The following is a 16,046-nucleotide window of genomic DNA, read 5'->3' as shown; positions in this document are numbered from 1 at the left end:
ATCTATATGCCCCTTTAAAATTTCCTTATTTAATTCCACAAATTCACCTCCAAAACATAATCATCGTAATGCGAGGTTTTAATTTAAAACAAAACCTCGTAATACAAGTATTGTATATCATAAATACTCGTTATGCAAGGATTATTTGTTATATTTATATCAATAAATACATAAAAATAGGAATTATACTAAATTATACAATTCCTATTCCTATTTATTTTCTCACTCGTTTGTATTTTTTATTCTGCACTTAACCTCAAAATATGGGCTTGAAAAATCATAATTTAATTTCAATCCATGTTTAACTTATTAGCCAAGTTTTAACAGAATTAAATCCTATCGGTTATAATCTTATTCATTCTCCATTTGTTTTTTCAACATCTCAGCGAATTCATGTTGTTGTTTTCTCTCTTCTTCTTGTAATTCTTTCATCCCTTTATTTATTGCTTTTGCGTATTTTTCAGCTTCTTTTTCGTCTTTTTTAAATTCTTTATAATCTGCTTTTGCCTCTCTTTTTATTTCGTGGCCTAATTCTTTATCTTGTTTTGTTATGTCTTTTATTTCTTTTTTAACGTCGTGTTTTAATTCATGTTCTAATTTTCTTTCATCTCTAAGTTCATGGCGATATTCTTTTCTACCTTCGTGATGTTCTTTCATTTCTTCAAATTTATCTCTAATAGTCATTTTACTTCTCCTCTCTATAAAAAAATACTTAGTAATAGATTATCCCAAATCGCAGTTTGATATTATCTAAATTTGCTGTATTTTTTGTCAAAAAAAGTTTTTTAAATATATCTATAACTTAAACTTAATTGTTATTTTGGCTTTTTATAATATCTTTTATTTCTTGTCTTGATTTTATACATAATTTTTTAAAGACTGCTTTTAATATTGTTTTGACTGTGTTTACTGATACAAATAATGTTTTTGCTATTTCATTATTTGTAAATCCTTGTGCCGCTAAATTAGCAACTTCTAGCTCTCTTTCCGACAATTCAGCCAATCTCGATTTTTCTTTTTTAACAAATTTTAAAAATTTATCATAAGGCTTTTGCAATCTTCTAATCTCGTCTATCTCTGCTTTAAAATTACCTTTTTCATATATTTCATCTAATAAATCTTCTATATCAGTATAATTTTCCGCAAAAATCATATATAGTCTGTCACTTAGAGCTATTTCCAACGCTTTTTCAAGTTTTTCAACTGCATATTTTCTTTTAGACAAATTATCGTATGCTATTGCTATATGTATATTTTCAAAAACTTCACAAATTAAATTGGGAAATATCTTTGCCATAGCTATAGATTTTTCATAAAGTGCAACGACCTTAACATATTCCTTTTTCGTTATAAGCACTTTTGAGTAAATAAAATTCACAAGAGGAATCGTCGGAAATAATAATCTAGTATTTTCAAAATTACCATTTTCTATCCACTTAGGAATCTTGCTCTCTTCTTTTAAATTGGAATATATATATGCCCTTATAATGTCCAATGTATCCGAAAACATATGAAGATCATTTATATAAATCCTCTCTTCAATCTCATCCATCAAAGTTCTAAACTCTTCGTACCTACCCCTATGTATAAGTATCCTCAACTTTAAAAATAAAGCACAGCAAAGAACCCCCGAATACTTATCACACAAAAGCATAGCCTTATCTAGTGCTATTTCTGCATTTAATATATCTCCTTGATTAAAACAGACCTCGGCCTCCATAATATACTCAGCACCTATCCCATGATTTTGGGTGATTTTATAATAATAAAGCATGGCATTTTTCATAATGCTAAGCTGTTCCTGTAGCTTGCCCTTCTCTCTATAATACATGTATAAAATCGACGGCGAACCGAAAGTCCATGTAGATTTATTTGTCATAATTGTGGAAGGCTTATACATCAACTCATACGATTGTTTATGAAGATTTGACATCTCTTCTATATTGTTGTATTTTGTGAAACTAAATATAAGTTTCATCTCCCCAAGCAGTTGATTTTTCTCTTTAACATCTATATTTTTATCTCTTGCTATATTTTCATAAAATTGCCCACAAACTCTCCCAAACAAGTCCATCTCATTGTAAGTAAACAATCTTCTTGCGTATACCAATAACGCCAAATGATTTTTCTGTTTAAATTCATTTGGACAATTTTCCATACATCTTATAAATTTGTCCTTGATTTCTCCTGTGATGCTGTTTCCCTTGTCCTCTACCAATGCATCTAAAAAGTTTTCATAATCTCCAGCTTTATAAAAATAACCCATACTGACAACGTATTTTTTGTTTTTATAAAACCAAAATCCACCCTGTTTATATACTTCTTTTTTATAATTATCGTCTTTTTCTTTTAATTTTTCCAACAAACAAGTTCTAAAAATCGCATGGAATAAGTATACTTTGTTTTTCTTGTCGTACTTCACAAATGCATTAACCTGAGTCAATTCCTTTATCAATAAATCGACATTTTCGTCCCCAGTTATAAATTTGACTTGCTCCAATGTAAACTGATCAAATATGCATAATCTAAGCAAAAAGTCCTTAAACTTATCTTCAAACGGTTCATATACCAGCTTTTCAACAAGTTCATATATATCTTCACTTATCTCAATCGTATTGTATTCGATATAATTTAGCATAAGCAAATATATCGCACTTATCCACCCCTCACTCTTTTTATAAACATCATCTATATTTAAAGTATTTAAATTTATACCACAAAGTTTATAATATTTTTTTATATCATCCTTTTCAAATTCCAAGCAGTTTTTCGTAATATAATTCACCAATTTTTTTAATTGAAGTTCTTCAATCTCAATATCTGGCTTATTTCTCGTAATTATAATAAGATGGATTTTGTTATCCATACTTTTTACCAAATTGTATATCAGCTCATCTAAATTCTTATTATTTATTAAATGATAATCATCTAAAATTATCGCTATTTCATCTTTTATATAAATAGAATTTATAAGCTCAATACACTCCTCCAGCTTTATGCTATCCTTTGGTAAACCTATGTTTTTTAGGCGGCTACCAGCATTTGAATCTATCTTGCTTATTATCCTGCAAAAACCTTGCCAAAACGCTATATCCGAATTTGTGTAGATATTTTGCCAATAGTAATTCGTGTGAAATTTGTTTATATATATTTTTATCGCCGTTGTCTTTCCATATCCCATCGGTGCCTCGACCACAGTAAGCGGATATGAATTTATTTTCCCTATTTTTTCTGTAAGTTTCTCATTCACATAGACTTCATTCGTATTATATTGCTTTATATATTCCATATCCCCTTTTTGAAACCCCTTTCTAAAAAATATATAATCTCAGTTTTGTTTATTTTAAGTCTTATATTTTAATTATATATTATTCACTCTTTGTATTAGCCTTCTTTATTAAAATTTTCCACAAAAAATAGGAGCATATATGCTCCTTATTTATATACCCTGCTTGCTTTTCACACTATTTAATGTAGTACATCTTCATCAAATACCCTCTAATTTTTATATCCGCAATATGGACAAGTTCCATCTGCATTTATAGTTGCACTTCCGCAGTTTGCACATTTAGAACTATGGTTAGCTCCATCTTCATTACCTGCTTTTCTATAACCACAGTTTTCGCAATATCCATCAGGATGGAATGTCATTTTCTTGCATTGTGGACATTTTGTATAATCACCGTAGTCACCACTTTGATATTCGTCGTCGTTATTTTTATTAGTGTTATTATTTTTGTTTGTAGTATTTTTATTTGTAGTATTGCTTGTATTTTGATTTGTATTACTTGACTTATTACTTGTGTTTTTATCACTATTTGATTTATCTGTGTTATTTGACTTGTTGTTTGTATTTTGATCGCTATTTGATTTATCTGTATTATATGTTGATTTTATCTCTATGCTGTACTTGTCACTTCCTTCTATATTATTTAAAATGTCACACACATACTTAGCTATTTTTTCTAAATCATAATTTTCTGTAGCATCTTTTAATTTTTGCATATCTTGACCATAGTCCTTATTCGCCAACATATCATTATTTATATCTTTTCCGTAATTAACTAGCTTATCTTTACAATCTTTCGTTCCCCCGTCTGAATCCTTAAGTACTATATACATATCTTTTAATAATGTCGATATTTCCGAAGTTGTAGATGTATCTTTTTGTTGAGTTTGCTCGTCTTTTTGGTTTTGAGTACTATCATCATTGCTACTTGATGAACACCCAACCACACCAAATGATAATACTAATGATAATATAATAACAGTTAATCTCTTCACCTAAAATCCCCCCTGTTTGATAGGTCTAAATAAGATATCTTTTTTATTTAGTCTAAATAAAGTATCCTTCTTGATTAGCCTAAATAAAATATTTTTACTAGATATAAACTTTCTATTTAATTATAGTATAGTTTAAATTATGGGTTATAACTTGATGTTTGGAGGTTTTCACCCGGGTGATTTTTCAAAACAAAAACCACTGACAAATTCTACTTTATCAATGGCTTTTATTATAATATTTTATTATAAACAACTTTCATTTTTAATATTATATTATCGATAATATAACATCCCCTATATCACCATCAATACAGATTGACTGGCTTTTTATCTCGTCCGGTGCCATCGCCTCATACCATCCCTCATCTTGGACAAATGTATTGTCACATCTTAAATTCATAGTCATTGGCTTTTTACAAACTGGACAATAAGGGATTAAATCACTTGGGATTTTTAAGTCTTTTTGTCTTTTTACCATCTCTTTTACTTGTATTTCGTTGTCATAAGTCTTTTGATGACATGGCTCGCTACATTGCCATAAGCCATAATCCCCCTGCATATAAAACAATCTATTTTTATCAAACCCACTTCTTTGGAAACAATGATCCACATTAGTCGTAATCACAAAGTAGTCCTTGTCTTTTACTAAATCCAACAAATTTTTATAAACAGGTTTTGGTATGTCGACATAACGGTTGTAGTAGATGTGTCTGCTCCACCACGCCCAATATTCCTCAAGTGTTTCATATGGATAAAATCCCCCACTATACATATCTGGGATATTGTATTTTTCGATAAAATCAGAGAAATATTTTTCAAATCTCTCACCACTATAAGTCAGTCCTGCTGATGTTGATAGACCAGAACCTGCCCCAATCACAATAGCGTCGGCATCTGCTAATACTTCTTTCAATTTTTCTATATTATTTGAGTAATTCTCTGTATATTTCTTTGTCCATATCTTTGAAAACATTGAAAATCACCTTCTTTACACTAGTATCTTTTTTCATAAATTCCTCAACAGTTTTTATAGCTATTTGGGCTGCTTTATCATTTGGGAAGTGAAACTCGCCTGTCGAAATACAACAAAACGCAATACTCTCCAAGTTGTTTTTGGCTGCTAAGTTTAAACAAGATCTATAACAATTTGCAAGCAATTCACAATCCTCACTTGTCAATTTATAACTTATTATCGGGCCGACTGTGTGGATTATATATTTGCAAGGCAAGTTGTATGCATTTGTGATTTTTGCCTGTCCCGTCGGCTCGCCATGCCCTTGTCTATTCATAATTTCATCACACTCAAGTCTAAGCTCTACCCCTGCAAATGAGTGAATAGCATTGTCGATACATCTGTGGTTTGGAACATAACACCCAGTCATTGCACTGTTTGCCGCATTTACAATAGCATCACAATGAAGAGTTGTTATGTCACCCTGCCAAAGATAAATCCCCTTTTGTATAGGATTTAAATTATTTATATCTACAATTCCTTTTTTGTTTATTTCTTCTTTTAAATATTCATCTTGCACCTTTAGAAACCTTTTTGGTTGTAATGTCAAGCGTTACAACCAAACTTTTTTCAAAAAAAAATTTGGAACTCTGGATAATTCCTTCCAAAGTCCCAAATTTTCTTAGATGTACTCTTCAAATTTATTTTTATCTATACTTTCACAAGTCTCTTCTTTAGGCTCATCTTTTTTAGCATAAGCTAAAATTATAGTTGTAAGAATAATACAAACTGTTCCAACAATATCGCCCATTCCAAAAGGATTTTTCAGCCATATAACTGATAGGAATGCTGCTGATAATGGTTCAAAAGAACCTAATATACTTGTTTCAGTTGGTTGAATATAATTTAAACTCTCTAAATAGCAATAATAAGCAAACAATGTTCCAAATATCACTACGAATGCCACAGCAGAAACAGTCGCTACTGACCAAGTTCCACTAAATTTCCAAGGTGGATTTATAAAACTAAACGCTATACCACCAAGTAACATCCCCCACCCAACAACTGTGATTGAAGAATATTTTGTCAGCAATTTAACTGGTTGTAATGTATAAATTGCAGCGGCAAATGCTGAACATAGTCCCCAAAATAGTGCCTGTTTAGATATAGATAAGCTGTGTATATCTCCCTTTGTAATTATAAAGAAAGTACCTACTATAGCTAATAAAATTGCAACTATTTGGTTTTTGTTTGGCAACTTTTTGCTTACAATAGCAACATAACAAGTTATAATCACTGGTGATAAATATTGTAAGATTGTTGCTGTTGCTGCATTTCCATATTTAATCGCAGCGAAGTAAGTATATTGAGAACCCAACATTCCCAAAACACTAAAAGATACAAGTGTTATCGCATCTTTTTTATTTTTCCAAATTTCTTTAATTCCTGGATCTTTCTTAATTGAACCATAGCTTAAAAGTAAAATACCTGATAATAATAACCTAACGACTACTAGCCACTCCGTAGTAAAGCTGTTTTTTTGGAACAAAAATTCTGCAACTGTTCCAGAAACACCCCATAAAGTAGCTCCAAAAATAACTAAAGCGATTCCTTTAAAACGTGATTTATTCATCTTTTTTTCCTTTCCTTTCATAAAATTTTGTTTTTCATATATAATAATATTATTAATATGATTTTAAATATATTGACTTATTAATTCGGCTACATCCTTATTCTATTACTATTTGCAATGTATAACAATTAATATATTGATTAACATTGCAACTATATTAGCGAAATTGAAAGGAAGTTTTAATATGCAATTATCAAAAATAGAAGTTGATAAACAACAAAGAGAAATTATCAAATATGAAAATGGTGATTTCCCATTCCTCATATTTACAGATGACTTTTGTAATTTTGATGAAGGATACATTAGATGGCATTGGCACAAAGACCTTCAAATTTCATACGTAGTTGAAGATAAAATTTGCTTTCAAGTAAATGGTGAGACTATTGTGTTGAATCCTGGGGAAGGAATACTTTTTAATTCCAATGTACTTCACCAAATTAAACCATATTATCAAAACTGCAAGATGATTTCAATTATGTTTAACCAAAGCATAATTTCGGGAAGTGATCACTCACTAATAAGCAAAAAATACGTCGATACTGTGATTAATAGCCACAACTTGGACTTTGTAATCTTTAAAAATGATGTAAATTGGCAAAGTGAAATTTTACAATACGTAAAAGATATCTATTCATCATATAAAAACAAAGATTATGCTTATGAATTAGAAATCGCCAACAACTTAAATATAATTTGGCTCAAACTTGTTAAAAATTTAAAAGATAAAATCCAAAGTCCTTCCAAAAAAGTTTCTGCTGATGATGAAAGGGTCAAAACAGCGATAAACTACATAAAAACAAACTATGCACGCGATATATCTCTAGATGATATCGCAAAATCATGCAATATCAGCAAAAGCGAATGTTGCAGAAGTTTTAGACGAATCCTAAAAATGACTCCGTTTGAATATTTGATGGAATATAGAGTTTTGAAGGCAACCGAATACCTTTATAACACTGATGAACCAATATCTAATATCTGCATCAATGTTGGATTTAATGGGATAAGCTACTTCGGTAAGACATTTAAGAAGTTTATGCACTGTACCCCGTCCCAATACAGGTCTAATATGAAAAAAAAGTGGCTGTAGATATTCTACAGCCACTTTTAAATAATCACTATTTAAGGAAATCAATCACTACTTTCGTTAAATGTCAATAATCTTCTAATTCACATCAACTATATATGATATATTTTTTCTATTATTCTAAATTTTATTCAATTATATTTTAATTTATCAATCGCAAATTTATTTTTCTAGTTTATATCTTTTACTAGGATTAAATTTTATCTCATTAAGTTATATTTTTTATTAATCTCAAACTTACATTTATTTTATTAGTTTAAAGTATTTACAACTTGTATATCGTTATAAGGGAATATCTTCATTTCGCTACCATCTAAGTCTTCTTTATGCATATCAAGCATGTTTATTTGGTTGTTGTTATAACTCTTGTAGTAGTAAAGTCCTTTTTCAAGGTTCATACAAGAACTGTATTGAGTTATTTCATCTTTTCCGTCTTTAGTTATTACTGAACCTTTTACCATTGCTACGTTATTTAATATATGGAAAAATTCAATTATTCCGTCGTTTTCTATATCTTCCATAAGAATTTGTGCTCTTAAAAATGCTACTCTTACAAATCTAGATGGTGATGAAAAATCGCCAGGAAGTCCTATCCCACCAGTTGCAGATCCCAGCGGAGTTAATTCTAAATCACTCCAATTTGCAGATGTCGGTTGAACTGGAGTTGCATTCATATATTGACGTAAGTTAGTTATATGCCAATCAAATGATGGTGCATTTGTCATTACGCCAACTTTGTTTTCATATACTTTGAAACCTTCTTTAGTCTTTTCGATTACGATTGCTTTGCCTGTTTTATCAGTAACCATCCAGTGAAGTGTTGGAAGTCCAACATTTTCAGCAAAAGGTCTTGCAACTAAATTGATTTTATCTAGATATGGTCTTAATTCTTCTAAAGTTGCAAAATTACCAGTAATCCAAAGAATTAAGTCATATGGTGGCATATTTTCCATACCTTCTTTAGTGTCCTCTTCCCAATATGCATCAGGGAAGTTAAGCCCAGCACAACCTAGCCCCTCTTCGTTTATAGCCTCAGCAAATAGTGGGTGATTGTCCATAACTGATGCCATACCAGTAATAGCATATTTTATCTTTTTATTTTCACCAGAAACTTTGTCTACGTATTCATAATTTCTAGGAACTACTACTGGTCTTTGTCCAAATGTATATTCCAAATCCATATTTCTTCCAAATAAATGTTCTTTTTTAAATGTTAATAAACTCAAAGCTGTACACATGTTAAAATCCTCCTTTTTATGTAAAATAATATTCTTATTTATGTTTTGTAAATTGCTTATTATTTATGCATAAAGAATTATCTAAAATCCCAATTTTAAATAATTGAAATTAGCTCTAAAAAATGTTATGCTATCAAAAGCGAATCAAAAAGAGATGTAATTACATGATAAAATTTGACAAAGTGTCGTACTCTTTTCCACAAAAAGACCTTTATACTGATGTTTCATTTACAATAGAGGAAGGTCAACATTGTGCATTTATCGGTGCAAGTGGTAGTGGAAAAAGTACGCTTATAGATATAATAATGGATCCTGAAAAATACGTATTTGACGGAAACGTTGAAATGGAGCCAAGCTTAAAAATTGGGTACGTAAGCCAATTTTCACAAAGAGATAAAGATAAGGAAACAACTGTTTTCGAATATATTGCAGAAGAATTTATAAAACTTGAAAATGAAATAGCAACTCTTTGTGCTGAAATGGGAACTTCTGATGACATCGAAACATTATTAGAAAAATACCAAGAGGCACTTGATGCTTTCGATGCGATTGATGGTGATAATTATGAAAACAACATCAATAAAAAATTAAATGCTGCTAACTTAACTCCTCACAGAGACAGAATGATTTCTGAACTTAGTGGTGGGGAGTTCAAACTTATACAAGTTATAAAAGAAATGCTTAATAATCCTGATTTAATGATTATGGATGAACCAGATGTTTTCTTAGACTTTGAGAATCTTAACTCACTTAAAAACTTAATTAATTCTCACAAGAAAACTATCTTAGTTATAACTCACAACAGATATTTATTAAATCATTGTTTCAATAAAATCATCCACCTTGAAAACACTGAACTTCAAGAATTTGATGGAAGATATATTGACTATAACTTCTCTCTTCTTCAAACAAAAATTGAATTACAAGAGATGGCAATAGCTGATGAAGAGGAAATAGCAAGAAATGAAGAATTAATAAAAATATTAAGAGAAAAAGCAACTTACAATGCAGATGCATCTAGAGGTAGAGCGTTAAAAGCGAGAGTTAAAATACAAGAAAGATTAGAAGCAAATAGAATTAAACATCCATTTGTAGATATCAAACAACCATATATCAACTTAGAAACAAATAATGAAATCGAAGAAGAAATAATAGCATTAAAAACAGATAATTTAGGTATATCATTTGATGAAGTGCTTTTACAAAATGTAAACTTCGAGATAAAATCTAATGATAAAGTTGCAATAATCGGAACAAACGGTGTTGGTAAAACTACTTTATTAAAACAAATTTTCAAAAATAACAATGATGCTATAAAAATCGACGAAAACATCAAATTAGCATATTTATCGCAAATGCAAAGCGAAGTTGTAAATGAATCAAACACAATTTTACAAGAATTCTATGATGTTGGATTTGAAACATATGGTGAAATAAGAAGATATCTTGGAAGATACGGATTTAGTTCAGATATACTTACACAAAAGATCGAATCATTATCAGGTGGTGAGAAAAACATCCTTCAACTTGCAAAAGTTTCAGCAAGTAAAGCAAACATGCTATTAATGGATGAACCTACAAGCCACTTAGATATATATTCACAAATGGCATTAGAAAAAGCTATTTCAAACTACAAAGGCGCAATCTTAATGATTTCACATGACTATCATTTCATAGTTAACTGTGCCGACTATGTCTTATTAATTGGATTGACGATGATGATATCTTTTTTAGAAAATAATTCCCATCGAATCGACGATGATGATTATTATCGAAACTAATTGCTCACATTTTTATGTGGGCTTTTTTGTTTCTATTAGTATTTTAGGACAGATTTACAAAAAATAAACACATAGAAAGTATATTTTAAATAAATATAAATTCCATGTGTTTATTTTTTTATTATTAAATCTTTAATTTTTCAAATTTATCTTCTTAATAACAATCCCAATTATATAAAACATCACTAAAGTCTAAATTCTTTAACTTATCCTTATTAATAAAGAAATTGCAAACTCCGCAATCTCCCCACATTATATATCCATTTTCATAATCGTCTATACTATCTATCTGTAATAATAAAGTATCATATACATCAAGACCGTCATATTCTCTAGGGTCTGATTGTGCAAAGTAAGGGTATCCTCCTATTTTATTTCCGCAACCTGAAATCTCATCGTTGATTTCTTCTAGAATATCATCAAATGATTCTTCACCTTCATTATCATCATCCAAGTCCCAAAATGCTTGAATTTGATTATTAGGAAATAGTTCGTTGTATTTTTTTACAAAAATTTCATCAAAATTAAAATCTTCTGATGTTATTCCTTCTTCATAAGTTGTAAACACCATCTTGAATTCATCTTCAAATGGCATATAATCCTCATCTTCAATATAAGGATTGTATATTTTTAATATATCCTCTTCTTTTACATTATCATCAATACTGTCATGGTAAACTACTCTAAATGTATTTTGTTTATTTTGATTATCAAAATCCAGCCCATAACAATCATCCATAAGTATGAAAAATTGTAATAATCCTTTTTGAGGATAATCTTCCATTCCTACAAGCTCTTCGCAGTTTATTTGTGCTAATAATGTAAGTTGTCTTCCATCATCATCAACAGGAATTTCTGCACCAACAGGTAAATATGGAGTCCCTCCTACTTTTGAATCTATAAGTTGTGTTTTTTGTTTTTTTAACTCTATACTTATAGCTTTCTTAGCTGTTTCTTTTTTTATGCAATTGTATACTTTTAGTATTGCTTCTTTTTTATTCATTCTCTTTCTCCACCTATTTATAATTATATAACCTATTTTTTCATATAAAGGTAAAATATATTTTATTTTAGTATAAACTAAAAATTTAAACAATAAAATATAAATTAATTTATATTCCACAATTTAAAGCTAATTATAATTTCCTATACATTATAAAAAAATGCTACAAAATAGATAACCTACTTTGTAGCATTTTTGCTTTTAATTTATTATTATTTTACTTCAATTATTTCCTAAGCTGCTTCAGCCAACTTCTCAATTTCCATATTCTTAGGCAGTACTAAATTTAAAACAATTGAAACAACGAATACAACTGCAACACAGTTTCCGCTGAATATATCTTGTATCATTTTAGGGAATATCGACCAGATTTCTACTTCTGTTGCAGAAGTGAATCCTATCCCTACTGCTAAAGATAATGCTGTAATTATGATATTTCTTTGTGAGAAACCTGCTCTTGCAAGCATCTCGATACCACTAACTACGATTGTACCGAACATCATAAGTGTACATCCACCTAATACTGATTCTGGAATAGAGCTGAAAAATGCACCGATTGGTGGAACAAATCCCGCAAGAATCATAAATATAGCACCTGTCATTATTGTAAATCTATTTACTACTTTTGTCATAGCAACTAGTCCAACATTCTGGCTGAATGATGTTACTGGTGGACATCCAAACAGACCTGTTATAGCACTTGAGAAACCGTCACAAGAAAGTGAACCTGAGATTTCTTCTTCTGTTATATCTCTATCTAGCCCTTTTGCAACTACTGCTGCTGTGTCTCCTATTGTTTCAGCAGCTGAAACCATAAATATAATACATACTGATATAATTGCGTTTATGTTGAATTCTGGTGCAACTGGTAAAAGTTTAGGGAACGCTATAATTCCATTAGATAAAATTCCTGATAAATCTACCATACCTAAACAAAGTGATACTATATATCCTACAAATAATCCGAATAATACTGATAATTGCTTCCAAAATGATTTTGCGAAAATATTAAATAAAAGACAAGCAACTAATGTGATTGTACCAACCATAATATTTTGTAAAGAACCAAAGTTTTCAGTGTAGCCACCTCCGAATGAACGTACACCTACAGTTAATAACGAATAACCAATCGTTGTAACGACAACCCCCGAAACAACTGGTGTTATTATTCTTCTCCAATATTTAGCTAACAATCCTAATAGTCCTTCAAAGATACCACCTACGATAACTGCACCTACAACAGCACCATAGCCGTATTGAGCTCCAACATAAGATAAGATTGTAACGAATGTAAAACTTACTCCCATAACGATAGGCAACTTTGCCCCTACTTTTCCAATAGGATACAACTGAATTAATGTTGCTATACCTGCCATAAACATAGCATTTTGTAATAACGTAGTCATCTGTTCTTGCCCTACACCTGATGCACTCCCTATCATCATAATTGGTGTTAAATTGCCCACGAACATCGCAAGAATGTGCTGTAGACCAAACGGAATTGCCTTAGATAATGGCACTCGTCCATCTAATTTATAAATATTTGCAATACTCGAAACTACTTTTTCTCTTTTTTCCATCATGTGTCCCTTTCATGTGTGTAAACTTAATATGAAATTAGTATACTATAAAACTTTTAAATTTACAATTGTAAAAATTAAAATTTGTTGTTTAATTAATAAAAAAATCATTTTTTAAGAAAAAAATATGCTACTTTCACTTATATATTAAAACATATATATTAAAAAGTTCGTATTTTTCCATATATTTAAATACATTTTTCATTATTTCCTTTACTATTTTAGATTTTTATTTTTATCAATAACTTTATCAATATTTTTATATTTTATCTATATACAAACACAAAAAAGTAGGAGCTTAGCCCCTACTTTTTTGTTAACATATTAAGTTATTTTCTTCAAAATTAATCGTAAATTTCATACCATTTTGAACACTTTCAAATGAGTGTGAGATATTTAAAGTTTTTAGAATTTGTTGAACAATATAAAGTCCCAACCCATTTCCGCCGGTGTTTTTATTTCTGTCAAATTCCGCCCTATAAAACGCCTCGAATATATGATCTAGATGATTTTGTTCTATTGGTTTACACTCATTTTCTATTATTAATGAATTTTTTTCAAAATATATATTTATATTTTTTCCATTATCGGTATAATTCACTGCATTAGATATAATATTCGATAATGCCTTTTTTAACATTGATTTATCAGTATTTATATTTAATGAGTTTGAATAATCTATGTTCATATTGATTTTTTTTGATTTTGCGATAATTTTATATGGCTCAATAATACTTTCTATCAATATTTTTAAATCTACTTCTTTCAATTCTTTTTCGCCGTTCAAAGAGTTAAGTCTAGATGTATCTAGTATCTCTTGAACCATACTACTTAAATTAACAACAGCTTCTTGACATTTTGGGAGATAAACATCATGATTTTTATACTTCCCGATATTCAAAATCATATTTTCAAGCATTATATGTATGCTCATAAGAGGTGTTTTTAATTCGTGAGAGGCACTTCTTAAGAAGTCTACCTTGCTTTTTTCCGATTTACTCACATTTTCAATTTCCTCTTTCAAAGAGTCAATCGTATCTAATAAATTTTTATATAAACTATTTATATTTGTCGCTAAAAGCTCTATCTCATCTCCAGTGTTAATATCACAATACGCATCTTCTTTTAATACTTGCATCTCTTTTGTAACGTCACAAATTTGTTTTATTGGTTTTGTTATTTTTTTTGTATATATATATGATGCAAATAATGAAATAATAAGACTTATACCGATAGAATATGGTAATATCATAAATACTACACTTCTCGCTTCTTGGAGATATTGTAAATCCATAGCAACTTTTATTGATGCATCTACGTTATCTTTTGTCTTTAACTTTTTAGTGTAAAGTAATGATGAATCACTAATTTTTAGAAAATCATTTTTAACTTCTGTTGAATTTGATTTCTTATTATCTTCTATAAAATCCGTTTTATTGTCTATAACTAGCGACTGTTCATCTAAAGCATCTGGGTTTATATATATATCACAACTTTTAATTCCTTCATATACTTTATTTTTTCCATTTACACTCAACAGTATATTTATGTTATGCATATCAGCAAATTTCTTAGCTATTTCATCGCTCTTATTTGAATTATTATTTTGTAATTGCTCTGTTAATTGATAGCTTATGTTGTCTAAATCTTGCTGCTTTTTATTAGTATAAAAACTCGGCAAAAGCATATACAACAAAGTGTGAGAAATTATGATGATAATTGCCATCAGCCCAACTGTAAATAGGTATGTTTTTTGGAATAGTTTCATCTTTTTCATTACTTATCCTCAAACTTATACCCAATACCTTTTACAGTTGTAATACAATCTAAATCTAGTTTTTTTCTAAGATTTTTAATATATACATCAATAACACGATCAGCTGGGGCCTCGTCTATTTCCCAAAGACTATCTAACATTTGATTTCTTGTTAGCACCTGGTTTTTGTGCTTAATTAATAATTCCAATAACTTTATTTCCTTTGGTTTTAAATCTACTGGATTATTATCTTTCTTTGCACAAAATCCTAAAAAATCAACCTCAACATCTTTATAAATCCATTTGTTATTTTGTTGTCTTCCTTGGATACGTCTTTGCAAAGCTTCAATTCTTTTGTGAAGTACTACAACCGAAAATGGTTTTGTTATATAATCATCGGCTTTTTCATTAAAACTCATGATTTGACTGTAATCATCAGTCATTGCAGTAAGCATCATAACAGGAACATCGCTTATTTCTCTTATTTGGCTCAATACACCAAACCCATTTATTTTTGGTAGCATTATATCCAATAAAACTAAATCAAATTCATTTGATTTGAATAAGTCGATACCTTCTTGCCCATCTTCGGCAACCATAACATCATATCCAACTTCGGATAAATATTCACTTATCCCTTCTCTTATATCTATCTCATCTTCTACTATTAATATTTTTGTGCTCACTTTTTTCAACCTCATCATCTTTTAATTATATTTTATAGTATAGTAT

The 16,046-nt window shown here is 29.6% G+C and carries 13 protein-coding genes; 2 read left to right on the top strand and 11 right to left on the bottom strand.

All coding sequences use genetic code 11. From position 1 onward, the window contains the following. Positions 1–351 precede the first annotated feature (351 nt). From RDX53_RS01290 to RDX53_RS01265, 6 genes are all read right to left on the bottom strand, one after another. Positions 352–684: a hypothetical protein gene (locus RDX53_RS01290; protein WP_307993556.1), complete on the bottom strand. Its 333-nt coding sequence runs from the start codon at positions 682–684 to the stop codon at positions 352–354. A gap of 124 nt (positions 685–808) precedes the next feature. Beyond that, positions 809–3,289 (bottom strand): LuxR C-terminal-related transcriptional regulator, encoded by a 2,481-nt coding sequence (locus tag RDX53_RS01285; RefSeq protein ID WP_307993554.1) that lies wholly within the window; start codon positions 3,287–3,289, stop codon positions 809–811. 209 nt (positions 3,290–3,498) lie between these two features. Then, the gene (locus RDX53_RS01280) at positions 3,499–4,284 is read right to left on the bottom strand and encodes a hypothetical protein (RefSeq protein WP_307993553.1); all 786 of its coding nucleotides are present in this window, start codon (positions 4,282–4,284) and stop codon (positions 3,499–3,501) included. Between the two features lie 268 nt (positions 4,285–4,552). Then, positions 4,553–5,257 (bottom strand): Sir2 silent information regulator family NAD-dependent deacetylase, encoded by a 705-nt coding sequence (locus tag RDX53_RS01275; protein ID WP_307993552.1) that lies wholly within the window; start codon positions 5,255–5,257, stop codon positions 4,553–4,555. Next, complete coding sequence (locus RDX53_RS01270; RefSeq protein WP_331606491.1) at positions 5,208–5,816, bottom strand: protein-ADP-ribose hydrolase; 609 nt, start codon at positions 5,814–5,816, stop codon at positions 5,208–5,210. Before RDX53_RS01270 ends, RDX53_RS01275 begins: the two co-directional genes overlap by 50 nt. A 102-nt stretch (positions 5,817–5,918) precedes the next feature. Continuing rightward, entirely contained in the window at positions 5,919–6,869 is a 951-nt protein-coding gene (locus tag RDX53_RS01265; RefSeq protein WP_307993551.1) for a DMT family transporter, read from the bottom strand. 184 nt (positions 6,870–7,053) lie between these two features. Here RDX53_RS01265 and RDX53_RS01260 point away from each other — a divergent pair, with 184 nt between their 5' ends. Then, a complete protein-coding gene (locus tag RDX53_RS01260; protein ID WP_307993550.1) occupies positions 7,054–7,959 on the top strand; it encodes an AraC family transcriptional regulator in 906 nt (301 codons plus the stop codon). A gap of 248 nt (positions 7,960–8,207) precedes the next feature. Here the strand turns inward: RDX53_RS01260 and bsh are convergent, their stop codons facing one another. Beyond that, entirely contained in the window at positions 8,208–9,194 is a 987-nt protein-coding gene (gene bsh / locus RDX53_RS01255) for a choloylglycine hydrolase (RefSeq protein ID WP_195928751.1), read from the bottom strand. A 164-nt stretch (positions 9,195–9,358) separates the two neighbouring features. On the opposite strand from bsh, the gene RDX53_RS01250 reads away from it, so the two are divergent. Beyond that, complete coding sequence (locus RDX53_RS01250; RefSeq protein WP_307993549.1) at positions 9,359–10,975, top strand: ABC-F family ATP-binding cassette domain-containing protein; 1,617 nt, start codon at positions 9,359–9,361, stop codon at positions 10,973–10,975. A gap of 154 nt (positions 10,976–11,129) precedes the next feature. Here the strand turns inward: RDX53_RS01250 and RDX53_RS01245 are convergent, their stop codons facing one another. From RDX53_RS01245 to RDX53_RS01230, 4 genes are all read right to left on the bottom strand, one after another. Further along, positions 11,130–11,978 (bottom strand): YwqG family protein, encoded by an 849-nt coding sequence (locus RDX53_RS01245; RefSeq protein WP_307993548.1) that lies wholly within the window; start codon positions 11,976–11,978, stop codon positions 11,130–11,132. A 233-nt stretch (positions 11,979–12,211) separates the two neighbouring features. Then, on the bottom strand, positions 12,212–13,558 hold the full coding sequence (locus tag RDX53_RS01240) for a nucleobase:cation symporter-2 family protein (RefSeq protein ID WP_307993547.1): 1,347 nt from the start codon (positions 13,556–13,558) through the stop codon (positions 12,212–12,214). Positions 13,559–13,874: 316 nt separating this feature from the next. Beyond that, positions 13,875–15,335, bottom strand: coding sequence for a HAMP domain-containing sensor histidine kinase (locus tag RDX53_RS01235; protein WP_007285601.1), 1,461 nt, complete (start codon positions 15,333–15,335; stop codon positions 13,875–13,877). Beyond that, complete coding sequence (locus tag RDX53_RS01230; protein WP_022071747.1) at positions 15,335–16,000, bottom strand: response regulator transcription factor; 666 nt, start codon at positions 15,998–16,000, stop codon at positions 15,335–15,337. Before RDX53_RS01230 ends, RDX53_RS01235 begins: the two co-directional genes overlap by 1 nt. Positions 16,001–16,046 lie beyond the last annotated feature (46 nt).

Source organism: uncultured Intestinibacter sp., from assembly GCF_902468165.1.
GTDB lineage: Bacteria > Bacillota > Clostridia > Peptostreptococcales > Peptostreptococcaceae > Intestinibacter.
Note: the sequence above shows the minus strand (reverse complement) of the source record. Positions and strands in the feature narration are given on the sequence as shown.

What these genes read in the sequence shown, in the direction of transcription:
- RDX53_RS01275 (WP_307993552.1), bottom strand. Translation starts at nt 5,257, where the DNA reads ATGTTTTCAAAGATATGGACAAAGAAATATACAGAGAATTACTCAAAT.
- bsh (WP_195928751.1), bottom strand. Translation starts at nt 9,194, where the DNA reads ATGTGTACAGCTTTGAGTTTATTAACATTTAAAAAAGAACATTTATTT.
- RDX53_RS01260 (WP_307993550.1), top strand. Translation starts at nt 7,054, where the DNA reads ATGCAATTATCAAAAATAGAAGTTGATAAACAACAAAGAGAAATTATC.
- RDX53_RS01245 (WP_307993548.1), bottom strand. Translation starts at nt 11,978, where the DNA reads ATGAATAAAAAAGAAGCAATACTAAAAGTATACAATTGCATAAAAAAA.
- RDX53_RS01250 (WP_307993549.1), top strand. Translation starts at nt 9,359, where the DNA reads ATGATAAAATTTGACAAAGTGTCGTACTCTTTTCCACAAAAAGACCTT.
- RDX53_RS01240 (WP_307993547.1), bottom strand. Translation starts at nt 13,558, where the DNA reads ATGGAAAAAAGAGAAAAAGTAGTTTCGAGTATTGCAAATATTTATAAA.
- RDX53_RS01285 (WP_307993554.1), bottom strand. Translation starts at nt 3,289, where the DNA reads ATGGAATATATAAAGCAATATAATACGAATGAAGTCTATGTGAATGAG.
- RDX53_RS01265 (WP_307993551.1), bottom strand. Translation starts at nt 6,869, where the DNA reads ATGAATAAATCACGTTTTAAAGGAATCGCTTTAGTTATTTTTGGAGCT.
- RDX53_RS01290 (WP_307993556.1), bottom strand. Translation starts at nt 684, where the DNA reads ATGACTATTAGAGATAAATTTGAAGAAATGAAAGAACATCACGAAGGT.
- RDX53_RS01235 (WP_007285601.1), bottom strand. Translation starts at nt 15,335, where the DNA reads ATGAAAAAGATGAAACTATTCCAAAAAACATACCTATTTACAGTTGGG.